This window comes from Serratia sp. DFXYC6 (genome assembly GCF_057196085.1).
Window position 1 is genome coordinate 1 of record NZ_JBXUNV010000007.1, and the last position, 21,492, is coordinate 21,492.

At 57.7% G+C, this 21,492-nt stretch carries 20 protein-coding genes; 12 read left to right on the forward strand and 8 right to left on the reverse strand.

Annotation, left to right across the window (positions count from 1 at the left end; genetic code table 11):
- Positions 1–328: 328 nt before the first annotated feature.
- Together mobB and mobA are read right to left on the reverse strand one after the other, a co-directional pair.
- Positions 329–847 (reverse strand): molybdopterin-guanine dinucleotide biosynthesis protein MobB, encoded by a 519-nt coding sequence (gene mobB / locus AC2CGQ_RS23425; RefSeq protein ID WP_049240865.1) that lies wholly within the window; start codon positions 845–847, stop codon positions 329–331.
- Positions 844–1,434, reverse strand: coding sequence for a molybdenum cofactor guanylyltransferase MobA (mobA, locus tag AC2CGQ_RS23430; RefSeq protein ID WP_049240864.1), 591 nt, complete (start codon positions 1,432–1,434; stop codon positions 844–846). The genes mobB and mobA overlap by 4 nt, the downstream gene beginning before the upstream one ends.
- Before the next feature lie 148 nt (positions 1,435–1,582).
- Between mobA and AC2CGQ_RS23435 the strand changes: the two genes are divergently transcribed.
- From AC2CGQ_RS23435 to dsbA, 3 genes are all read left to right on the forward strand, one after another.
- Positions 1,583–1,852, forward strand: a complete 270-nt coding sequence (locus AC2CGQ_RS23435) for a YihD family protein (protein ID WP_004931268.1) — start codon at positions 1,583–1,585, stop codon at positions 1,850–1,852.
- A 98-nt stretch (positions 1,853–1,950) separates the two neighbouring features.
- A complete protein-coding gene (locus AC2CGQ_RS23440) occupies positions 1,951–2,937 on the forward strand; it encodes a serine/threonine protein kinase (RefSeq protein WP_166445500.1) in 987 nt (328 codons plus the stop codon).
- A 29-nt stretch (positions 2,938–2,966) separates the two neighbouring features.
- Positions 2,967–3,590 carry a thiol:disulfide interchange protein DsbA gene (gene dsbA / locus AC2CGQ_RS23445; protein WP_004931264.1) on the forward strand — a complete coding sequence of 208 codons (624 nt, stop codon included), beginning with the start codon at positions 2,967–2,969 and terminating at the stop codon, positions 3,588–3,590.
- A 42-nt stretch (positions 3,591–3,632) separates the two neighbouring features.
- Here the strand turns inward: dsbA and AC2CGQ_RS23450 are convergent, their stop codons facing one another.
- Positions 3,633–4,529, reverse strand: a complete 897-nt coding sequence (locus AC2CGQ_RS23450; RefSeq protein ID WP_015379457.1) for an acyltransferase — start codon at positions 4,527–4,529, stop codon at positions 3,633–3,635.
- A gap of 497 nt (positions 4,530–5,026) precedes the next feature.
- On the opposite strand from AC2CGQ_RS23450, the gene polA reads away from it, so the two are divergent.
- Positions 5,027–7,825, forward strand: a complete 2,799-nt coding sequence (polA, locus tag AC2CGQ_RS23455; protein WP_085337664.1) for a DNA polymerase I — start codon at positions 5,027–5,029, stop codon at positions 7,823–7,825.
- Between the two features lie 191 nt (positions 7,826–8,016).
- A complete protein-coding gene (gene spfP, locus AC2CGQ_RS23460) occupies positions 8,017–8,064 on the forward strand; it encodes a small protein SpfP (RefSeq protein ID WP_071892919.1) in 48 nt (15 codons plus the stop codon).
- A gap of 278 nt (positions 8,065–8,342) precedes the next feature.
- On the opposite strand, the gene yihA is transcribed toward spfP, so the two are convergent.
- A complete protein-coding gene (yihA, locus tag AC2CGQ_RS23465) occupies positions 8,343–8,987 on the reverse strand; it encodes a ribosome biogenesis GTP-binding protein YihA/YsxC (RefSeq protein ID WP_004931258.1) in 645 nt (214 codons plus the stop codon).
- Positions 8,988–9,721: 734 nt separating this feature from the next.
- Here yihA and yihI point away from each other — a divergent pair.
- Both yihI and hemN read left to right on the forward strand, forming a co-directional pair.
- On the forward strand, positions 9,722–10,264 hold the full coding sequence (yihI, locus tag AC2CGQ_RS23470) for a Der GTPase-activating protein YihI (protein ID WP_015379455.1): 543 nt from the start codon (positions 9,722–9,724) through the stop codon (positions 10,262–10,264).
- Positions 10,265–10,446: 182 nt separating this feature from the next.
- The gene (hemN, locus tag AC2CGQ_RS23475; RefSeq protein WP_166445499.1) at positions 10,447–11,820 is read left to right on the forward strand and encodes an oxygen-independent coproporphyrinogen III oxidase; all 1,374 of its coding nucleotides are present in this window, start codon (positions 10,447–10,449) and stop codon (positions 11,818–11,820) included.
- A 34-nt stretch (positions 11,821–11,854) separates the two neighbouring features.
- Here the strand turns inward: hemN and AC2CGQ_RS23480 are convergent, their stop codons facing one another.
- The 4 genes from AC2CGQ_RS23480 to glnA all read right to left on the reverse strand — a co-directional run bounded on the left by AC2CGQ_RS23480 (position 11,855) and on the right by glnA (position 16,164).
- Positions 11,855–11,977, reverse strand: coding sequence for a YshB family small membrane protein (locus tag AC2CGQ_RS23480; RefSeq protein WP_015379453.1), 123 nt, complete (start codon positions 11,975–11,977; stop codon positions 11,855–11,857).
- A gap of 112 nt (positions 11,978–12,089) precedes the next feature.
- Positions 12,090–13,502: a nitrogen regulation protein NR(I) gene (glnG, locus tag AC2CGQ_RS23485; RefSeq protein ID WP_015379452.1), complete on the reverse strand. Its 1,413-nt coding sequence runs from the start codon at positions 13,500–13,502 to the stop codon at positions 12,090–12,092.
- 8 nt (positions 13,503–13,510) lie between these two features.
- The gene (gene glnL / locus AC2CGQ_RS23490) at positions 13,511–14,560 is read right to left on the reverse strand and encodes a nitrogen regulation protein NR(II) (protein ID WP_004931246.1); all 1,050 of its coding nucleotides are present in this window, start codon (positions 14,558–14,560) and stop codon (positions 13,511–13,513) included.
- Between the two features lie 194 nt (positions 14,561–14,754).
- Positions 14,755–16,164 carry a glutamate--ammonia ligase gene (glnA, locus tag AC2CGQ_RS23495; RefSeq protein ID WP_004931244.1) on the reverse strand — a complete coding sequence of 470 codons (1,410 nt, stop codon included), beginning with the start codon at positions 16,162–16,164 and terminating at the stop codon, positions 14,755–14,757.
- Between the two features lie 370 nt (positions 16,165–16,534).
- Between glnA and typA the strand changes: the two genes are divergently transcribed.
- The 5 genes from typA (at position 16,535) to fabY (ending at position 21,463) form a co-directional block, all read left to right on the forward strand.
- On the forward strand, positions 16,535–18,358 hold the full coding sequence (typA, locus tag AC2CGQ_RS23500) for a ribosome-dependent GTPase TypA (protein WP_004931243.1): 1,824 nt from the start codon (positions 16,535–16,537) through the stop codon (positions 18,356–18,358).
- 166 nt (positions 18,359–18,524) lie between these two features.
- Positions 18,525–19,115: a glucose-1-phosphatase gene (gene yihX / locus AC2CGQ_RS23505; protein WP_004931242.1), complete on the forward strand. Its 591-nt coding sequence runs from the start codon at positions 18,525–18,527 to the stop codon at positions 19,113–19,115.
- 51 nt (positions 19,116–19,166) lie between these two features.
- Positions 19,167–20,060, forward strand: coding sequence for a virulence factor BrkB family protein (locus AC2CGQ_RS23510; protein ID WP_021504485.1), 894 nt, complete (start codon positions 19,167–19,169; stop codon positions 20,058–20,060).
- On the forward strand, positions 20,057–20,494 hold the full coding sequence (gene dtd / locus AC2CGQ_RS23515; protein WP_025304712.1) for a D-aminoacyl-tRNA deacylase: 438 nt from the start codon (positions 20,057–20,059) through the stop codon (positions 20,492–20,494). Before AC2CGQ_RS23510 ends, dtd begins: the two co-directional genes overlap by 4 nt.
- Before the next feature lie 21 nt (positions 20,495–20,515).
- A complete protein-coding gene (gene fabY / locus AC2CGQ_RS23520; RefSeq protein WP_004931235.1) occupies positions 20,516–21,463 on the forward strand; it encodes a fatty acid biosynthesis protein FabY in 948 nt (315 codons plus the stop codon).
- Positions 21,464–21,492 lie beyond the last annotated feature (29 nt).

Consider the following 21,492-nt stretch of genomic DNA (forward strand, 5'->3'; position numbering starts at 1 on the left):
AAGTGAAACGCCGTAGCGCCGATGGTAGTGTGGGGTCTCCCCATGCGAGAGTAGGACACTGCCAGGCATCAAATAAAACAACAAGCCTCATGCGAAAGCATGGGGCTTTTTGTTTTGTCTGTTATCTGGCGTTCTGCCCGAGCATGGGCATCCTGAGACGAATGGTGTAGGACAAATCCGCCAGGAGCGGATTTGAACGTTGCGAAGCAACGGCCCGAAGGGGGGCGGGCAGGACGCCCGCCATAAACTGCCAGGCATCAAATAAAGCCGAAAGCCCTGAACTGACGTTCAGGGCTTTTTGCTGTGCGTAAAACGTAAAAAAGCGCAGCTACGCTGCGCCTTTCAACCACTCGACAATAAAGTCGGCGATGCTTTCCGGTTGATTGAGATCCAGCTGCTTAGCTGAGATGGATAGTGGTCGGTCGCTGGCTACCGCCACGACAAACTGATCCAACATGTCTTCCAACGGTTTGCCGATCTCGGTCCGATAAAGCAGGATTTTGCTGACCGGCTCATGTTTAAACCCTTCAACAAGAATCAAATCGATCTTATCGGCATCAAAACGCTCTGCCAGGTAGCGTAGATCCAAAGGTTGTTGCTCCGGCGTTTCGGTCATTAATGCCCAGCGGCGATCGCTGGCGACCAGCGTCTGATCGGCGCCCGCTTTACGCAGCTCATAGCTGTCCTTACCTGGCGTATCCACATCCATATCGTGATGCGTATGTTTGATCAGTCCAATCCTTACCTGGCGCTGTTTCAGCAACGGGATCAGCTGTTTGAGCAGGGTGGTTTTTCCCGTACCGCTGTAGGCGCCGATGGCCAGCAAGGGGGGCAATGAACGATTCATTTCTTTAACTCTCGTGTTTGCTGCCAATGTCGGCAGTCTTCCGGCGTATTCAGGTTATGAAATGCCGCTTGTTGTCCGCTGAACACCACGCGTTGTGCGTTAATCTGATGCAAGAACAGCATCAGCTTGCGTTCACCGCGCGCCAGATAGTCGGCCAGCTGCGGCGCTATTTGGGTATGCAGTAACGCCAGCGTAGGGTGATCACGTTCGCCATCGCTGGCAAAGGCAGCCGGCGCAGCGCCTTTTTGCCGCCAGAGTTGTGCCACTAAGTCAGCGGGAAAGTCGGGGACGTCACAAGGGACGAAGGCCACCCATTCGTTGGAAGATTGCTTGAGTCCGGCCAGCATACCGGCCAACGGCCCGGCGAAATCGGGCGTCAGATCGCCAATCACCGGCAAACCGCTCGCCTGGTAACATGCCTGATTGCGATTGGCGCTGATGACGATGGAAGCCACCTGCGGCCGTAACCGAGCCAATATGTGTTGATAGAGTGCGATACCACCAATCGACACCAGGCCTTTGTCTTCACCGCCCATACGCGTGGCCCGTCCACCGGCCAAAATGACGCCGCTGATTTCTTTATGCATCTCGTTTATCCCGCCTTGTCGATGGGCTGATTGTAGCGCTAAAGCAGGCGTGACATCAGGATTTACCTTTATTGACAAGCCGGTTCTTTCACTGTGTGGGTAAGCCTGTTACTTTGTGAGTTTATTCATGCTATTGGACGATATTGAGATGAAAACGCATCGCGTAAACGAGTTGATCGAGCTGTTGCACCCGGCCTGGCAGGAAGATCCCGATCTCAATTTGATGCAGTTTTTGCAAAAGCTGGCGAAGGAAGCGGGCTTCCAGGGCGAGTTGTCCGAACTGAGCGACGACATTCTCATTTATCACCTGAAAATGCGCGGTAGCGCCGGCACGGATCAGATCCCGGGTCTGAAGAAAGATTACGAAGAAGATTTTAAAACGGCGCTGCTGCGCGCTCGCGGCGTTATCAAGGACTGATCCTCGTGCGGTGCGAGAAAGCATAGCGCGTGAAATGCGCCATTAATGCTACTATTTCTCATTCCCGGCACCGTGCTGTCAGCGATCAAACGAACGTTATGAATAACTCTGCTTTTAATTTCGAAACCCTGTCGCCCGATTTGATTATGGACGCGCTAGAAGGAGTTGGCCTGCGCGTCGATTCCGGCCTCACGGCGCTGAACAGCTACGAGAACCGCGTCTATCAGTTTATGGACGAAGATCGCCGGCGCTACGTGGTGAAGTTTTACCGCCCGGAGCGCTGGAGCGCCGCACAGATCGGTGAGGAACATCAGTTCGCTCTGGATCTGGCCGGTGCGGAGATCCCGGCGGTGGCGCCGTTGGCGCTGCAAGGCGCTACCCTGCATACGCACGGCGGTTTTTTCTTTGCCCTGTTCCCCAGCGTGGGGGGCCGGCAATACGAGATAGACAATCTGGATCAGTTGGAATGGGTGGGCCGCTTTCTGGGGCGTATCCACCAGGTCGGCGGTGAGCGTTTGTTCGCTGAGCGGCCAACGATGGGGATTGAAGAGTACCTCACCGCCCCGCGTCAGGTGCTGGCCGATTGCGGGCTGCTACCGGCAACGCAGCGTGACGCGTTCCTGCAGGCGACGGATAATCTGATTGCGGCGATCAAGTCGCACTGGCATCTGAACTGGCAGCCGCGCCGTTTGCACGGTGACTGCCATCCGGGCAATATTCTGTGGCGCGATGGCCCGCTGTTCGTCGATCTTGATGACGCGCGCAACGGCCCGGCAGTGCAGGATCTGTGGATGTTGCTGCATGGCGAACGTCGCGATCAACTGATGCAGCTGGATGTCTTGCTGGAGGCGTATAGCGAATTTGCCGAGTTCGATCAGCGCGAGCTGGCGTTGATTGAACCACTGCGGGCGATGCGCATGGTGTATTACCTGGCCTGGGTCGCTCGCCGCTGGCAGGATCCGGCCTTCCCTAAGAGTTTTCCGTGGATGGCGGAGTCTGATTTCTGGTTGTCTCAGACTGCGGCCTTCACCGAACAGGTTAAGCTGTTGCAGGAGCCTCCTCTGCAGCTGACGCCAATGTATTGAAGCTTTAACACAATGGAGAGTTTAGTCTTATGAAAAAAATATGGTTGGCGCTCGTTGGCATGGTGATGGCATTCAGCGCCTCGGCGGCACAGTTTAGCGATGGCGCTCAGTATGTGACTCTGGACAAACCGGTGACCGGCGAGCCGCAGGTGTTGGAGTTCTTCTCCTTCTACTGCCCGCACTGCTACCAGTTCGAGCAGGTCTATCATGTGTCTGAGAACGTAAAGAAAGCGCTGCCTGCCGGCACCAAAATGACCAAGTACCACGTGGAGTTCCTGGGGCCGTTGGGCAAACAGCTGACTCAGGCGTGGGCGGTGGCGATGGCGCTGGGCGTGGAAGACAAGGTGAGCCCGCTGATGTTTGAAGCGGTGCAGAAAACCCAGACCGTGCAAACGCCGGACGATATCCGCAACGTCTTCGTGAAAGCGGGCGTGACCGCTGCAGATTATGACGCGGCCTGGAACAGCTTCGTGGTGAAATCTCTGGTGGTTCAACAGGAGAAAGCCGCAGAAGATCTGCAGCTGCGCGGCGTGCCGGCGGTATTCGTCAACGGCAAATACATGGTTAAAAACGATGGCCTGGACACCAGCTCGATGGACGCTTACGTGAAGCAGTTCGCCGATGTGGTTAAATTCCTCAGCCAGCAGAAATAAGCCTGATTCAATATGAAAAACGCCGGCATCGCCGGCGTTTTTTTATCCGTATTGCCGCTTCAATTTATCCAGCAACCGGTCTTTTTCCTGCCACAGCGTATTCAGCCACAGCTGGAAGCGCCGCTTGAACTGTTTGTCGTTGAAGTAGTCGCCGTGCAGGGTTTCATCGATCGGCAGCGTCTCTATTCTCACCACGATACGCGTCAGCCGCCCACACAGCATATCCATAAAAGGCCGCTGGTTATTTTCCGGATAGAGCAGAGTAACGTTCAACACTTTGTCGAACTGATTGCCCAGCGCGCTGAGCGTAAACGCGATGCCGGCGGCTTTAGGCGCCAGCAAATTGCGATACGGCGAATTGCTTTTAATTTTCTTGGCTTCAGTGAAGCGCGAACCCTCGACGAAATTGACGATGGTGGTTGGACGCTGGCGGAATTTTTCGCAGGAACGGCGCGTCGTTTCGATATCCTTGCCGCGCTTTTCCGGATGCTTGAGCAAATAGGCGCGGGAATAACGCTTCATGAATGGCATATCCAGCGCCCAGCAGGCCAGGCCGACAAAAGGCACCCAGGCGAGCTGTTGCTTGAGGAAATACTTATTCATTGGAATATGATTTCTGAACAGCACGCATAACACGACAATGTCCGACCAGCTTTCGTGGTTGCTGATCAGCAGATACCAGTTTTTGCGATCCAACCCTTCCAGCCCTTCAATATCCCAACGCAATTGCCCATTAATGCGCAATAACAGCGCCAGCCCTTGGCACCAACACCACATCATGAAATCGGCGAAAGCCGAGATATATCGCCAGACGGCGGGAATGGGCACCAGGAGTTTCACGATGCCGGCCAGCGTGATGGGGATGGAGCACAACACCGTCACCAGAATGGTAAGTATGACGGAAATGATAAAGATAACAGGCGTTAACAATCTTGGCATGATTATGGGCTGACGGTTGTTGGGAACATCGTTGCATGCCAAAGCGCATGAACAAAAACGCATTTTAACAGAAATCGCCGGGGTAAAGCGCCGCTAAAAATCACTGTTTTTCGTCTCGATGGATAACCATTTGCTGAGTTTTCGTGCAACTTGTCCAGCTTGTGCTATGGTAATTGAGGCGCCGAATTTGATTAATAGTGCGATTAAAATCCGGCGAAAGTTATATCCACAAATTCAATAAATGCCAGTAATAAAGCGTCGCCGGAATTCGTTCTTTTAACGCGGTGATTTAAATAGGAATTTTATTCGCCGTTATAACGATAATCGCAGCGTTATAATTCGGTCTCTTTTCTATGCACAAAGTTATCCACAGGTAAGATCTTGCGGATCCTCGCACACAATCACATCATTTTCGTCCGCAATGCACGCTAAGGTTCGTCTCCGGCGGCCAGCTATGGCATGCTTACCTCTATGTCCGATCACGATAAAGAAACGCTATGGCCCAGATTGCAGAAAACCCACTAATCCTGGTTGACGGTTCCTCCTACCTCTACCGCGCTTATCACGCCTTCCCGCCGCTGACCAACTCGGCGGGCGAGCCGACCGGCGCGATGTACGGCGTGCTGAATATGCTGCGCAGCCTGCTGCTGCAGTATCAACCGAGCCACGTTGCCGTGGTGTTTGATGCCAAAGGGAAGACCTTCCGCGATGATCTCTTCGCTGAATACAAATCACACCGGCCGCCGATGCCGGACGATCTGCGCGCGCAGATCGAGCCGCTGCACAGCATGGTCAAAGCGATGGGCCTGCCGCTGCTGGTGACACCCGGCGTTGAGGCGGACGACGTTATCGGTACGCTGGCGTTGGAGGCCGAAAAGGCCGGCCATGCGGTGCTGATCAGCACCGGCGACAAAGACATGGCGCAGCTGGTGACGCCGAACGTCACCCTGATCAACACCATGAACAACACGATCCTCGGCCCGCAGGAAGTGTGCGACAAGTACGGCATTCCGCCGGAGTTGATCATCGACTTCCTGGCGCTGATGGGCGATTCATCGGACAACATTCCCGGCGTACCGGGCGTGGGCGAGAAAACCGCCCAGGCGTTGCTGCAGGGGATCGGCGGGCTGGATGCGCTGTACGGCAATCTGGAGAACATCGCCACGCTGAGCTTCCGCGGCGCCAAAACCATGGCGGCCAAGCTGGAGCAGAACAAAGAGGTCGCGTACCTCTCCTATAAGCTGGCGACGATCAAAACCGACGTCGAACTGGATCTGACCTGCGCGGACCTGACGGTATCTGAGCCGGATGTCGATACGCTGCAACAGCTGTTCAAACAGTACGAGTTCAAACGCTGGCTGGCGGACGTGGAAGCTGGCGTCTGGCTGGAAAACAAGAAAGGCGCGGGCGCGAAAGCTGCCGGCGCCGCCAAACCGGCAGCCGCCGTGGAAGCGCCGAAAGCCTTGGCGGAAGCCAAGCTGTCCCAGGACGGATATGTCACTATCCTGGATGAAGCGACCTTTACCGACTGGCTGACGCGGCTGAAAAAGGCCGACGTGTTTGCCTTCGATACCGAAACCGACGGTCTGGATACCCTGACCGCCAACCTGATCGGCCTGTCCTTCGCGATCGCGCCGGGCGAAGCGGCCTATTTGCCGGTGGCGCACGATTATCTGGATGCGCCGGCGCAGCTGGATCGCGCTTATGTGCTGGAGGCGCTCAAGCCGCTGCTGGAAGACGAGAAGGCGCTCAAGGTCGGGCAAAACCTGAAGTTCGACATGAGCCTGCTGGCGCGCTACGGCATCGAGATGCGCGGCATCGCCTACGACACCATGTTGGAGTCCTATGTGCTGGACAGCGTCGGCGGCCGTCACGATATGGACAGCCTGGCCGATCGTTATCTGGGCCACAAAACCATCACCTTCGAAGAGATCGCCGGCAAGGGCAAAAACCAGCTGACGTTCAATCAGATCGCGCTGGAGCAGGCGGCGCCTTACGCCGCCGAAGATGCCGATGTCACGCTGCAGCTGCACCTGGCGATGTGGCCGCAGCTGAAACAGAGCGCGGAACTGCTGACGGTATTCAATGAGATTGAAATGCCGCTGCTGCCGGTGCTGTCGCATATCGAACGCACCGGGGTGCTGATCGATCCGGCCATTTTGTCGGCCCACTCCCAGGAGTTGGCCAAGCGTCTGGCAGAGTTGGAGGCGCAGGCCCACGAGCTGGCGGAAGAGCCGTTCAACCTGGCGTCGACCAAGCAGCTGCAGGCGATCCTGTACGAAAAACAAAAGCTGCCGGTGCTGAAGAAAACCCCGGGCGGGGCGCCGTCCACCAACGAAGAGGTGCTGGCCGAGCTGGCGCTGGACTACCCGCTGCCGAAGGTGATCCTGGAATACCGCGGCCTGGCGAAGCTGAAGACCACCTATACCGACAAGCTGCCGTTGATGATCAATCCGGTCAGCGGCCGGGTGCATACCTCGTACCATCAGGCGGTGACCGCCACCGGCCGCCTCTCCTCGAGCGATCCGAACCTGCAGAATATCCCGGTGCGCAACGAAGAAGGGCGGCGCATTCGCCAGGCCTTTATTGCGCCGGAAGGCTACCGCATCGTTGCGGCCGACTACTCGCAGATCGAGCTGCGCATCATGGCGCATCTGTCACAGGATGAGGGGCTGCTGAAGGCCTTCGCCGAAGGGAAAGACATTCACCGCGCCACGGCGTCGGAAGTTTTCGGCGTGCCGTTGGATAAAGTGACCGGCGAGCAGCGCCGCAGCGCCAAGGCGATTAACTTCGGTTTGATTTACGGCATGAGCGCCTTCGGCCTGGCGCGTCAGTTGGGGATCCCGCGTGGGGAAGCCCAGCGCTATATGGATCTCTACTTTGAGCGTTACCCGGGCGTGCTGGATTACATGGAGCGCACCCGTCAGCAGGCTTCCGAGCAGGGCTATGTCAGCACGCTGGACGGCCGCCGTCTGTATCTGCCGGACGTCCGCTCCAGCAACGCCATGCGCCGCAAGGCGGCCGAGCGCGCCGCCATCAACGCCCCGATGCAGGGCACGGCAGCCGATATCATCAAGCGTGCGATGATCGAGGTCGACGCCTGGCTGCAAGGGCAGGAGAAGCCCTTGGTGCGCGCGATCATGCAGGTGCACGATGAATTGGTGTTCGAGGTGCATGAATCGGTGATCGAAGAAGCCAGCCAGCGCATCCGCCAACTGATGGAAGGCAGCATGGCCCTGGCGGTGCCGCTGAAGGTCGATGTGGGCGTCGGCATGAACTGGGATGAAGCGCACTGATCGCCGGGTTATCGCCGTATGCGCTAACTGGCGAGAAGCTAAGCACTTTTCGTAATTAAGCTACAAGATGCGGCGATAGTTTCCCCAACTTCGCCGTTCTTGCGCCGCAAATTGTGTAAGTAAACTACAAAAAATTCTTTTTCCCTGCGAAAAAATGATGTAGAGTTACAGGCGTAGGGTACAGAGGTAAGATGTTCTATCTTTCAGACCTTTTACTTCACGTAATCGGATTTGGCTGAATATTTAGCCGCCCCAGTCAGTATTGACTGGGGCGTTTTTTATTGTAAAAACAGCAGCAAACCATACGTTTTTCCTATCGCTCGGCCCCGCTTTTCATTTCAGCTTTCGCTCCCTCAATCCGCGTAATTCGGCGAGACAAGCCCGTTTTGGCAATAAGTCTTTATGATGGCTTTATTTCAAAAGTGTAATTAGATAACAAAAAATCCCGCCTGCGGCCGATCTGCGGGCATAAAAAAGCCGATGCGGCAAGGCATCGGCTCAAACGTGCGATCAGGGCTTATTCGCCGATGTCCTCTTCCGGCAGTACTTCCGGCGGGATCTCGTTAAACCAGGTGTCCAGCTTCTGGCGCAGCTTGTCGACGCCGATCTTTTTCAGCGATGAGAAGGCTTCGACCTGGATATCCCCCATAAACGGCAGCACCGCTTCACGCACCATGTTGAGCTGCGCCTTGCGTGCGCCGGAGGCCAGCTTGTCGGCCTTGGTCAGCAACACCAGCACCGGCGTGCCGACGTCGACCGCCCACTGGATCATCTGCTGGTCGAGATCTTTCAGCGGATGGCGGATATCCATCAGCACCACCAGCCCTTTCAGGCTGTTGCGCATCTGCAGGTATTCGCCCAGCGCGCGTTGCCATTTGCGCTTCATTTCTTCCGGCACTTCGGCGTAGCCATAACCCGGCAGGTCGACCAGACGAATGCCGTCTTCCACTTCGAACAGGTTGATCAGCTGGGTGCGCCCCGGCGTCTTACTGGTGCGCGCCAGGCTTTTTTGGTTGGTCAGCGTATTCAGCGCGCTGGATTTACCGGCGTTGGAACGGCCGGCAAAGGCGACTTCAATTCCTGCATCCCCCGGAAGATGGCGAATATCGGGTGCGCTGGTGACGAAATGGGTCACATGATAGTTGTAGTTCTTGCTGGTCAAAATTTTTCGTCTCCGTGAGGATGGCTAACTGGTTGGCGATTATAACTGCATCAGCGGTAAAAATGGCGTGTTTCTCCGTTTTTAAGCGGCGGGGCGCGATAAAACAACAGTTAAGCCGACCGTACGTTGTGAGACATTTGCCATTCGAATCGCGGGTAATGTCGCTTTATTCGAAAGTAATATTTCTGTTTTTATTTTAAAAACAACATGTTGTTTTTTCGTTGTGTGGAAATGTCAGTCAAATCGGTGTCAGGTGCCTTGAGCCTTCGCAACAATAACGTAAAGTACTCGTTAACGCAGGGTTGCGCAGGATTAGGGAACATCCGGGAAGGATGACAAATCTCAGGGAATGCACAGGGCGTGCAATGAGTGCCAGGATGAACACAAAAGGAAGTGACCCTTTCGCACCGGAATAGGCGGCAGGCACATCGGATGGTGAAGTATCGGCAGTTTGGATGCCCGCAGGAAGCGCGCTCGGGAAGAGCGGATGCGAATGGATTGCGCCATGGACGATTTTCCTTTCAGGATGAAGGACGTAGTGGCAGGGAATGCGGTTATAGCAGAAGGAAAAACCGGGATGTTGCATGTACGCAAGGAGCGCGTAACAGGAATACCCTTCGCAAGAAGGTGCGAAATAGGCGGCAGGTTTAACCTGCCGCCTTTTTTCTTTGTCCGCTTTCTGCTAGATTCCGCCGCAATTCTATACTGAATCTACATACCTAAGAGCACACGCTATGAACCAGCCATCAAAAGCACCTCGCGGCAGCGCGGCGAAGTCAAAAACGAAAAAGAAAAGCCGTATGGAGCTCGATCAGGAAGCGCGCGAGCGCAAACGCCTGAAAAAACGCCGCGGCCACGCTTCCGGTTCACGCACTCAGGTCGAGTCCGGCAGCCAGAAAAACAAATCGGCGGCGGAAGCCAAAGATCCGCGTATCGGTAGTAAAGTGCCGGTTGCGCTGGTGGTCGATGAAACCAAAGTGAAGGCTAAACCGCAACCGAAGCCAAAGGCCGAAGCGAAACCGCGCCTGTCGCCGGAAGAAGAGCTGGCGAAGCTGGAAAATGACGAACGCCTGAACGCGCTGCTGGATCGCATCGACGATGGCGAAACGCTGAACGCGCAAGAGCAGGCGTATGTCGACAAGACGTTGGATCGCATCGATGTGCTGATGGACGTGCTGGGCATCGAGCTGGGCGATGAAGACGATGAGGAAGAAGAAGAGAAGCAGGAAGATATTCTGAAGCTGCTGAAAGGCGGCAACCCGAAGGACGCTTTTTAACGCGCCATGTGGCTGATCCCGACAATAGCCCTACTCTTGATGTGTTATCTGCTGTGGTTATTCGGTAAACTATGGCGGCTGTCTAAGCGCAAAGCGCGTTTTCGCAGCGCTTCCGTGGCCAGACAGCGCAGACAACCGCCCCTCTCCCGGCCCGGTAGAAAAAGATATCGGAAGGAGTGAGCATGTCAGAGCAGACGATTGTCTGGGATTTGGCCCTGATCCAAAAATATAACTACTCAGGGCCGCGTTATACCTCATACCCCACGGCGCTGGAATTTAACCAGCGCTACGACGAAGCGGCGTTTCAACGCGCCGCGGCGCGCTACCCTGAGCGGCCGCTGTCGCTGTACGTGCATATCCCTTTCTGCCATAAGCTGTGCTATTTCTGCGGCTGCAACAAGCTGGTGACGCGCCAGACGCACAAGGCCGACGAATACCTGAACGTTTTGGCGCAAGAGATCGCCAGCCGTGCGCCGCTGTTCGCCGGCCGCAAGGTTGGCCAGATGCACTGGGGCGGCGGTACGCCAACCTACCTGGACAAAGCGCAAATCAGCCGGCTGGTGGCGCTGCTGCGTGAACATTTTGATTTTCTGCCCGATGCGGAGATGTCGATCGAGGTCGATCCGCGCGAGATAGAGCTGGATGTGCTCGATCATTTACGCGCCGAAGGCTTTAACCGTTTGAGCATGGGGGTGCAGGATTTCAACAAGCAGGTGCAGCAATTGGTCAATCGCGAGCAGGATGAAGCCTTCATTTTCGCCCTGATCGAGCGGGCCAAAGCGCTGGGCTTCCGCTCGACCAATATCGATCTGATCTACGGCCTGCCGAAACAGACGCCGGAAAGCTTCGCCTTCACCCTGCAGCGGGTGGCTGAACTGGATCCCGATCGCCTCAGCGTGTTCAACTACGCGCATATGCCGAATTTATTCGCCGCCCAGCGCAAAATCAAAGACGCCGATCTGCCCAGCGCGCAGCAGAAGCTGGATATCCTGCAGCAGAGCATCGCGTTCCTGACTGACGCCGGCTATCAGTTCATCGGTATGGATCACTTTGCACGCCCGGACGATGAGCTGGCGATTGCGCAACGCGAAGGCAAGCTGCACCGCAATTTCCAGGGCTACACCACCCAGGGCGACAGCGATCTGCTGGGGTTGGGCGTGTCGGCCATCAGCATGCTCGGCGACAGCTATGCGCAGAACCAGAAAGAGCTGAAGCGTTACTATGAGAGCGTACCGGCGCAGGGCAACGCCCTGTGGCGCGGGCTGGCGCTGACGGACGACGATTGTCTGCGGCGCGATCTGATCAAAACCCTGATCTGCAACTTTCGGTTGGCGTATCAGCCGCTCGAACGGCAATACGGCATCGATTTCACCGCTTACTTCGCCGAAGACCTGCAGCTGCTGGCGCCGTTTGAACGCGATGGGCTGGTGGAGCGCGACGAGCAGGGCATTCGTGTGACGCCGCGCGGGCGCTTGCTGATCCGCAATATCTGCATGTGTTTTGACCGCTATCTGCGGCAACAGGCGCGCAGCCAGCAGTTCTCTCGGGTGATCTGAGGATGAAAAAACAGCCGCTGATGCGGCTGTTTTTTTAACTGAAGAAGTTAATCAGCGCGGCGCACAACACTGCGGCAACCGCCGCCTGCGGGGTGTGGCTGGCGGCGGAGCCCAGCTCCGCGCCCTGAGAAATGAATACGATGAATGAGTCCAGCATCGTCAACCTCCAGAGTGTGCGACACGATCATACTGCGCCCGCGCCGGCTGTAAAGCCTGAGGTTGGCGTTTTTTTGTGCGCCGGACTGCGTTTTTCATCATCCACCCCGTTCCTATTCCATGCCCAGCTCTTTAAGCTTGCGTGTCAGGGTATTGCGCCCCCAGCCCAGCAGGCGCGCGGCTTCCTGTTTGTGCCCTTGGGTGTGGCGCAGGGCGGTGGTGAGCAGCGTGCGCTCCATTTCCGGCTGTGCTTCCGACAGCAGATTTTGATGACCGGAACGCAGCGCGCGATCGGCCCACTGCGCCAGCAGCGTGGCCCAACTGTCCGGCAGACTGTGGCTGGGGCTCTCCGGCGCAGCGGTTTCGAACAGTTCACCCGGCAGATCCTGAATCAGCACCTCTTGCCCGGCGGCCATCACCGTCAGCCAGCGACAGGTGTTCTCCAGCTGGCGCACGTTGCCCGGCCAGGGCAGGCGGGTCAGCGCGGTTTCGGTTTCCGGATGCAGGTTCTTGGCCTCGACGCCCAGCTCCTTGGCGGCGATCTGCAGGAAGTGGCGCGCCAGCCGCGGGATGTCTTCACGGCGTTCGCGCAGCGGCGGCAGGTGTACGCGGATCACGTTCAGGCGGTGGAACAGATCCTCGCGGAACTTGCCTTCCTGTACCCGCAGCTCCAGGTTCTGGTGCGTGGCGGCGATGATGCGCACGTCGACCTTCACCGGCGCATAGCCGCCGACCCGGTAGAACTGGCCGTCCGCCAGCACCCGCAGCAGGCGCGTTTGCACGTCGAGCGGCATATCGCCGATCTCGTCGAGGAACAGCGTGCCGCCGTCGGCCTGTTCAAAGCGCCCCTGACGGATTTGGTTCGCGCCGGTGAAGGCGCCTTTCTCGTGGCCGAACAGCTCGGACTCGATCAGATCCTTGGGAATAGCGGCCATGTTCAGGGCGATGAACGGTGATTTGGCGCGCGGGCTGTGGCGGTGCAGCGCATGCGCCACCAGCTCTTTACCGGTGCCGGATTCGCCGTTGATCAGCACGCTGATCGACGAACGCGAGAGCCTGCCGATGATGCGAAACACGTCCTGCATCGCCGGCGCTTCGCCGATGATGTCCGCCGCCGGATCGCTGGCCGGCTGGCTGCGCACCGGCTGCTGCTGCTCCTGATAATGGCTGATGGCGCGCTCGACCAGCGCCACCGCTTCGTCGATGTCGAACGGCTTCGGCAGGTAGTCGAAGGCCCCTTGCTGATAGGCGCTGACGGCCGCGTCCAAATCCGAATGCGCGGTCATGATGATCACCGGCAGCATCGGGTGGCGCTGTTTGATCTGCTTGAGCAGCGCCAGACCATCAATGCCCGGCATGCGGATATCGGACAGCAGCACGTCGGGGGTTTGCGTGGCCAAGGCTTCCAGCACGTCATTGCCGCCTTCGAAGGTGGCGCAGCTCAGGCCCGCGCCGGTGAGCGCGCGCTCAAGCACCCAGCGGATGGAGCTATCGTCATCGACGATCCAGACTATCCCTCGTTGCATTGCAAACCTCACTGGCGAATGGGCAGGTAGACCGAGAATTCGGTATGACCTGGCCAACTGTTGAACTCAATTTTTCCGCAATGCTGATCGATCAGATTGCGGGCGATGGATAATCCCAGGCCGGTACCGCCTTCACGGCCGCTGACCATCGGGTAGAACAGCGTGTCCTGCAGCTGCGCCGGCACGCCGGGGCCGTCGTCTTCGACATCGATGCGCGCCGCCAGGCGATAACGGGTGCCGTGCAACGTAATCTGAAACGCGGTGCGGGTGCGCAGCGTGATGGTGCCGCCCGCCTCACCCAGCGCCTGCAGCGCATTGCGGGTGATGTTCAGCAGCACCTGCTCTATCTGATCCGGGTCGTGGGCCATTTCCGGCAGGCTGGGATCGTAGTCGCGCACCAGCGTGACGTTATCCGGCATTTCCAGCGACACCAGCTGGCAGACGCGCTCCGCGACCTGATGGATGCTTTGGGTGATGTGCTGGCCGGGCCGCTGCGGTCCGAGCAGGCGATCCACCAGATTGCGCAGCCGATCGGCCTGCTCAATGATCACCTTGGTGTATTCGGTCAGCGCCGGATCGGGCAGCGCCTTGGCCAGCAGCTGCGCCGCGCCGCGCAGGCCGCCCAGCGGGTTTTTAATCTCGTGCGCCAAACCGCGCACCAGATCGCGGGCCGCCACCTGTTGGGCATGCTGCAGCTGTTCCTGGCTCAGGCGGCGCTGATTGTCCATCGGCGCCAGTTCGACCAGGATATAGCCTTCCGGCAGCGCTTGAGCGGTCAGGGAAAGGATATGCGCGCGGCCGTCGACCACCAGAGTTACTTCGTTGTCGGTGAAGCCCTGCCCGGCGCGCAGGCTTTCGCGCATCAAAGAGACGTTCAGCGAAAAATAACCAAGCAAATCGGGCAGCGGCGTGCCGAACAGCTTGCGGGAGCTTTGCGCCAGCAGCTGCTGTGCCGCCGGGTTGGCGTAGTGAACTGCCAGTGAGTCATCCAACAGCAGGATGCTGTTGATGAGTGAATTGAGGATCTGCCCAGCATCGGGCAGCTTGCCAGTTGCCATACAGCAGACTCCTGCACCTTTTTAGTGCATCTATCCTACTCCATCCGGGATCGACGCGGTATGGAATAGTTTTGCAGAAAATACGGTGGAGAAAAAAACCCATCCGAAGATGGGCTGAAAGTTTCCACGGCAACAAAAAAGCGATAACAAAAATTGTGGGCGCCGTCCGCCTTTTCAGACGGCGCGGGTAGGGCTTAGACGCTGTAGTACAGTTCGAACTCGACCGGGTGTGGCGTCATGCGAATGCGGTCCATCTCTTCTTTGCGCAGTTCGATGTAGGCATCGATCGCATCGTCGGTGAACACGCCGCCGCGGGTCAGGAACTCGCGGTCTTCGTTCAGTGCGGCCATCGCCTCGTCCAGCGAGCCGGCCACTTTTGGGATCTCGGCTTCTTCTTCCGGCGGCAGGTCGTACAGGTTCTTGTCCATGGCATCGCCAGGGTGGATCTTGTTGATGATGCCGTCCAGGCCGGCCATCAGCAGTGCGGCGAAGCACAGGTATGGGTTAGCCGCCGGATCCGGGAAGCGGGCTTCGATGCGGCGCGCTTTCGGGCTGGCGACCACCGGGATGCGGATAGACGCGGAGCGGTTACGGGCGGAGTAAGCCAGCATCACCGGCGCTTCGTAGCCTGGCACCAGACGTTTGTACGAGTTGGTGGTCGGGTTGGCCAGCGCGTTGATCGCCTTGGCGTGCTTGATGATACCGCCGATGTAGAACAGTGCGGTTTCAGACAGGCCGCCGTATTTGTCGCCGGCGAACAGGTTGGTGCCGTTCTTGGACAGCGACATGTGGCAGTGCATGCCGGAACCGTTGTCGCCGAACATGGGTTTCGGCATGAAGGTCGCGGTTTTACCGAAGGCGTGCGCCACGTTGTGCACCACGTACTTGTAGATCTGAATTTCGTCGGCTTTCTTGGTCATGGTGTTGAAGCGGGTCGCCACTTCGTTCTGACCGGCGGTCGCCACTTCGTGGTGGTGCGCTTCAACCACCAGGCCCATCTCTTCCATGGTCAGACACATGGTGGAACGCAGATCCTGCGAAGAGTCGACCGGTGGAACCGGGAAGTAACCGCCTTTCACCGCCGGACGGTGGCCTTTGTTGCCGCCGTCGTATTTTGTGCCGGAGTTCCAGGCGCCTTCGATATCGTCGATCGCCACGTGGGAACCGCGGATGCTGCTGCCGAAGCGGATGTCGTCGAACAGGAAGAACTCAGGCTCTGGCCCGAACAGCACGGTGTCCGCGATGCCGGAGGAGCGCAGGAAGTCTTCGGCGCGTTTGGAGATGGAGCGCGGGTCGCGATCGTAGCCTTGCATGGTGCCCGGCTCGAGAATGTCACAGCGAATGATCAGCGTAGGTTCTTCGAAGAACGGATCCAGAACCGCCGTGCTGGCGTCCGGCATCAGCACCATGTCAGATTCGTTGATGCCCTTCCAACCACCGATAGAGGAGCCGTCAAACATTTTACCTTCTTCGAAGAAGTCGGCGTTTACCTGGTGAGCCGGGATAGTCACGTGCTGTTCCTTACCCTTGGTGTCAGTGAAACGCAGGTCTACGAATTTCACTTCATGCTCATTCAGCATCGTCAAAACGTGTTCAGCGGACATACTTAACTCTCCCGGTTTATCATTGTCGTCGTCGTGGAACGAATCTGTGGAACTGGCTTTTTTTCGCCTTGAAAAGACTAAAGCGAAAAGCGTGCCAACTTTTAAAAAAGGCTTTCATCGCCTTTCTGCGCGGGTTTTACCCAACCACAGTATGCACCATTAGTGATAAATTGCACCGGAATGGTGCAATTGGGGTGGGCGTGGGCACTGAAATGGTGCAAAAGTGCAACGATTGCGGCTTTTTGCACCGTGAAAGGGATCACAAACTGACCGGTACGCGGTTGTTTATAAGAGATGGTTGTGATCTTGTTTAGTCCCTCGCTTAATACGTGTACAATAGCGCGCTATTTCTAATGCCCGAGGCAAAGCTGTGATCGAAAATTTGCGTAACATCGCCATTATTGCCCACGTTGACCATGGTAAAACCACCCTGGTTGATAAGCTGCTGCAACAATCCGGTACTTTCGGAGAGCGTGCGGAAGCCACCGAACGCGTAATGGACTCCAACGATTTGGAGAAAGAGCGTGGGATTACCATCCTCGCAAAAAACACCGCCATTAATTGGAACGGTTACCGTATCAACATCGTGGATACCCCGGGACACGCCGACTTCGGCGGCGAGGTAGAGCGCGTGATGTCGATGGTTGACTCGGTGCTGCTGGTTGTGGATGCAATGGATGGCCCTATGCCGCAAACCCGCTTCGTGACCAAGAAGGCCTTCGCCAACGGTCTGAAGCCGATCGTGGTCATCAACAAGGTTGACCGTCCTGGCGCGCGCCCTGACTGGGTTGTGGATCAGGTGTTCGACCTGTTCGTGAACCTCGACGCGACCGACGAGCAGCTCGACTTCCCGATCATCTACGCTTCTGCGCTGAACGGCATCGCCGGTGTCGACCACACCGACATGGCGGAAGACATGACCCCGCTGTATCAGGCGATCGTCGACCACGTGTCTGCGCCGCAGGTTGAGCTGGAAGCGCCATTCCAGATGCAGATCTCCCAGTTGGACTACAACAACTACCTGGGCGTTATCGGCATCGGCCGCATCAAGCGCGGTAAAGTGAAGCCGAACCAGCAGGTCACCATCATCGACAGCGAAGGCAAAACTCGCAACGGTAAAGTGGGTAAAGTGTTGGGTCATCTGGGTCTGGAGCGTATCGACAGCACCCTGGCGGAAGCGGGCGACATCATCGCCATCACCGGCCTGGGCGAGCTGAACATCTCCGACACCATCTGCGACACCAACGCCGTAGAAGCGCTGCCGGCGCTGTCCGTCGACGAACCGACCGTAACCATGTTCTTCAACGTCAACACCTCGCCGTTCTGCGGTAAAGAAGGTAAGTACGTGACCTCGCGTCAGATCCTGGATCGTCTGAACAAAGAACTGGTGCACAACGTGGCGCTGCGCGTCGAAGAAACCGACGATGCGGACGCCTTCCGCGTATCCGGTCGTGGCGAGCTGCACCTGTCGGTGCTGATCGAAAACATGCGTCGCGAAGGTTTCGAGCTGGCGGTTTCCCGTCCGAAAGTTATCTTCCGCGAAATCGATGGCCGCAAGCAGGAGCCATTCGAGAACGTAACGCTGGATATCGAAGAGCAGCATCAGGGTTCCGTGATGCAAGCGATGGGTGAGCGTAAAGCTGACCTGAAAAACATGGATCCGGACGGTAAGGGTCGCGTGCGTCTCGACTACGTGATCCCAAGCCGCGGTCTGATCGGCTTCCGTAACGAATTCATGACCATGACTTCGGGTACCGGCCTGCTGTACTCCACCTTCAGCCACTACGACGACGTGCGTCCGGGCGAAGTGGGCCAGCGTCAGAACGGCGTGCTGATCTCCAACGGCCAAGGCAAAGCGGTCGCGTTCGCGCTGTTCGGCCTGCAGGATCGCGGCAAGCTGTTCCTGGGCCACGGTGCGGAAGTGTATGAAGGCCAGATCATCGGTATTCACTCACGTTCCAACGACCTGACCGTAAACTGTCTGACCGGTAAGAAGCTGACCAACATGCGTGCTTCCGGTACTGACGAAGCGACTACCCTGGTTCCGGCCATCAAAATGACCCTGGAGCAAGCTCTGGAGTTCATCGATGACGACGAACTGGTAGAAGTGACGCCAACCTCGATCCGTATCCGTAAGCGTCACCTGACGGAAAACGATCGTAAGCGTGCCAGCCGCGGTCCAAAAGACGCTTAATCGCTGATTGAGTGTCTCATGCTTAGGGCGCGGCTCTCGCGCCCTGAGTTTTTTCCTCTGTTGTTCCCCGTTTGTGCGGCGCGCTATGCGCTTTTCCGTTCGCTCCCTGTTCAGCTGTTCCTTTTCCCGCTACAGTGAAATCTCACCGGCCCATCAGGAGAGGACTATGCTGTATATCTTTGATTTAGGTAATGTGATCGTCGATATCGATTTCAAGCGTGTGCTGGGCGTGTGGAGCAATTTGAGCGGCACGCCGTTGGCGGTGCTGTCCGATCGTTTCGCCATGGGTGAGGTGTTCCAGCAACATGAGCGCGGTGAAATCAGCGATGAAGACTTCGCCGGCAAGCTGTGCGATGAAATGGGCATTGCGCTCAGCTTCGAACAATTCGCCACCGGCTGGCAGGCGGTATTTGTCGCGCTGCGCCCGGAAGTGATCGACATCATGCAGCGCCTGCGCAACGAAGGTCACCGGGTGGTGGTGCTGTCGAACACCAACCGTCTGCACTGCAACTACTGGCCGCAGCACTATCCTGAAGTGGCCGCCGCCGCCGATCATCTCTATTTGTCGCAAGATCTCGGCATGCGCAAGCCGGAGGCCGATATCTATCAACATGTGCTGGCCGCGGAAAACACCGCCGCCGCCGACGCGGTGTTCTTCGACGATCACCCGGCGAACGTCCTCGCCGCGCAGGCGCTGGGGATCAAGACGGTGCACGTCACCGATCGCGACGTGGTGCCGGCCTATTTTGCTCAATGAGCGCAGGGCGCGTTAAGCTTAAGGCGTATCAACGGACATCAAGGAGTGACCATGTCGTTTTTCCGCCGCAAGAAGCTGCCCTCTGCGATTAAGCCCGGCGTCACCTTCGGACGGCTGCTGTACCAGCGTATCGATCATGATGGCCTGACGATGTTGGCGGGCCATCTCGCCTATGTTTCCCTGCTGTCGCTGGTGCCGCTGGTCACCGTGGTGTTCGCGCTGTTCGCGGCTTTCCCGATGTTTTCCGACATCAGCGAGCAGCTGAAGAGCTTTATCTTTTCCAATTTCGTGCCGGCCGCCGGCAACGTGATCCAGAACTACCTGGAACAGTTCGTCGCCAATTCCAACAAGATGACCGCCGTCGGCACCTGCGGGCTGATCGTCACTGCGCTGTTGCTGATTTCCTCGGTGGACAGCGTGCTGAACACCATCTGGCGCAGCAAGAACAAACGGCCGATCGTCTTCTCCTTCGCCGTGTACTGGATGGTGCTGACGCTGGGGCCGCTGCTGGTGGGCGCCAGCATGGCCATCAGTTCTTACCTGCTGTCGCTCAACTGGCTGGCGCAGACCGGCGTCAATGGCCTGGTGGATCAGGTGCTGCGCATCTTCCCGTTGATTTTGTCGTGCATCTCCTTCTGGCTGCTGTATTGCATCGTGCCGACGGTGCGCGTGCCGCCCAAAGACGCGCTGATTGGCGCGGTGGTGGCCGGATTGCTGTTCGAGCTGGGCAAGAAGGGATTCGCGCTGTACGTCACCATGTTCCCTTCCTATCAGCTGATTTACGGCGTGCTGGCGGTGATCCCGATTTTATTCCTGTGGGTCTACTGGAGCTGGTGTATCGTGTTACTTGGCGCGGAAATCACCGTGACCATCGGCGAATATCGCGACTACCGCCGGCAGAAGGCGGAGCAACAGGAACCAAAAGCAGAAGGGCAGCAGGAATGATTGCGTTGATTCAACGGGTGTTAAACGCCAGCGTCACGGTGGGTGGCGAGACGGTAGGCAAAATTGGCCCCGGTTTGTTAGTGTTATTGGGCGTGGAGCAGGGCGATAACGAGCAAAAAGCGCAGCGCCTGTGCGAACGCGTGTTGGGATACCGCATTTTCGGCGACGAGAACGACAAGATGAACCTCAACGTCCAGCAGGCCGGGGGCAGCGTGCTGGTCGTTTCGCAGTTCACCCTGGCGGCGGACACCCAGAAAGGCATGCGGCCCAGCTTCTCGCGCGGCGCCGCGCCGCAGGAAGCCGATCGGTTGTATCAATATTTTGTTGGCCAGTGCCGCGAACGCGGCGTAGAGACCCAGACCGGCGAGTTCGCCGCCGACATGCAGGTGGCGCTGGTCAACGATGGTCCGGTGACATTCTGGCTACAGGTCTAAGCATTCGGAGAACAGGCGTCTATGTATCACCTACGAGTACCCGTAACAGAGCAAGAACTGAAAGAGTATTACCAGTTTCGCTGGGAAATGCTGCGCAAGCCGCTGCACCAGCCGGTGGGTTCGGAAAAGGATGCCTATGACGCCATGGCCCATCACCAAATGGTGGTGGACGAGGCCGGTAAAATCGTCGCCATCGGGCGGCTGTACATCAATGCCGACAACGAGGCGGCGATCCGTTTTCTTGCGGTAGACCCGACGCTGCAGGATAAAGGGCTGGGGACGCTGGTGGCGATGACGCTGGAGTCCGTCGCGCGGCAGGAAGGCGTGAAGCGGGTGGTGTGCAGCGCCCGTGAAGATGCGGTGGATTTCTTTGCCAAGCTGGGGTTCGTCAATCAGGGCGAGATCACTGCGCCGCAGACCACCCCGATCCGCCACTTTTTGATGATCAAACCGGTAGCGACGCTGGACGATATCCTGCATCGCCCCGATTGGTGCGGTCAATTGCAGCAGGCCTGGTATGAACATATCCCCCTGAGCGAAAAGATGGGCGTGCGCATCAGCCAGTACACCGGCCAGCGCTTCGTCACCACCATGCCGGAGATCGGCAACCAGAACCCGCACCATACGCTGTTTGCCGGCAGCCTGTTCTCGCTGGCGACGCTGACCGCCTGGGGGCTGATTTGGCTGCTGCTGCGCGAGCGCCATCTCGGTGGCACTATCATTCTGGCGGACGCGCACATTCGCTACAGCAAACCGATCACCGGCAGGCCGCGGGCGGTGGCGGATCTCGGTTCGCTAAGCGGTGATTTGGCGCGTCTGGCGCGGGGCCGCCGCGCGCGCGTGCACGCCGAAGTGCATCTGTTCGGCGATGAGGATAAGGGCGCGGTGTTCGAAGGCACTTACATGGTGTTGCCGGCCGAGCCGGATGTGCCGCTGGATCAGGGCGGTTCCGAAGCGCTGGAAGAGTAAAACGGCGGCCCTGCCTGGCGGTGGGCCGC

What these genes read in the sequence shown, in the direction of transcription:
- mobB (WP_049240865.1), bottom strand. Translation starts at nt 847, where the DNA reads ATGAATCGTTCATTGCCCCCCTTGCTGGCCATCGGCGCCTACAGCGGT.
- mobA (WP_049240864.1), bottom strand. Translation starts at nt 1,434, where the DNA reads ATGCATAAAGAAATCAGCGGCGTCATTTTGGCCGGTGGACGGGCCACG.
- AC2CGQ_RS23435 (WP_004931268.1), top strand. Translation starts at nt 1,583, where the DNA reads ATGAAAACGCATCGCGTAAACGAGTTGATCGAGCTGTTGCACCCGGCC.
- AC2CGQ_RS23440 (WP_166445500.1), top strand. Translation starts at nt 1,951, where the DNA reads ATGAATAACTCTGCTTTTAATTTCGAAACCCTGTCGCCCGATTTGATT.
- dsbA (WP_004931264.1), top strand. Translation starts at nt 2,967, where the DNA reads ATGAAAAAAATATGGTTGGCGCTCGTTGGCATGGTGATGGCATTCAGC.
- AC2CGQ_RS23450 (WP_015379457.1), bottom strand. Translation starts at nt 4,529, where the DNA reads ATGCCAAGATTGTTAACGCCTGTTATCTTTATCATTTCCGTCATACTT.
- polA (WP_085337664.1), top strand. Translation starts at nt 5,027, where the DNA reads ATGGCCCAGATTGCAGAAAACCCACTAATCCTGGTTGACGGTTCCTCC.
- yihI (WP_015379455.1), top strand. Translation starts at nt 9,722, where the DNA reads ATGAACCAGCCATCAAAAGCACCTCGCGGCAGCGCGGCGAAGTCAAAA.
- hemN (WP_166445499.1), top strand. Translation starts at nt 10,447, where the DNA reads ATGTCAGAGCAGACGATTGTCTGGGATTTGGCCCTGATCCAAAAATAT.
- AC2CGQ_RS23480 (WP_015379453.1), bottom strand. Translation starts at nt 11,977, where the DNA reads ATGCTGGACTCATTCATCGTATTCATTTCTCAGGGCGCGGAGCTGGGC.
- glnG (WP_015379452.1), bottom strand. Translation starts at nt 13,502, where the DNA reads ATGCAACGAGGGATAGTCTGGATCGTCGATGACGATAGCTCCATCCGC.
- glnL (WP_004931246.1), bottom strand. Translation starts at nt 14,560, where the DNA reads ATGGCAACTGGCAAGCTGCCCGATGCTGGGCAGATCCTCAATTCACTC.
- glnA (WP_004931244.1), bottom strand. Translation starts at nt 16,164, where the DNA reads ATGTCCGCTGAACACGTTTTGACGATGCTGAATGAGCATGAAGTGAAA.
- yihX (WP_004931242.1), top strand. Translation starts at nt 18,525, where the DNA reads ATGCTGTATATCTTTGATTTAGGTAATGTGATCGTCGATATCGATTTC.
- AC2CGQ_RS23510 (WP_021504485.1), top strand. Translation starts at nt 19,167, where the DNA reads ATGTCGTTTTTCCGCCGCAAGAAGCTGCCCTCTGCGATTAAGCCCGGC.
- dtd (WP_025304712.1), top strand. Translation starts at nt 20,057, where the DNA reads ATGATTGCGTTGATTCAACGGGTGTTAAACGCCAGCGTCACGGTGGGT.
- fabY (WP_004931235.1), top strand. Translation starts at nt 20,516, where the DNA reads ATGTATCACCTACGAGTACCCGTAACAGAGCAAGAACTGAAAGAGTAT.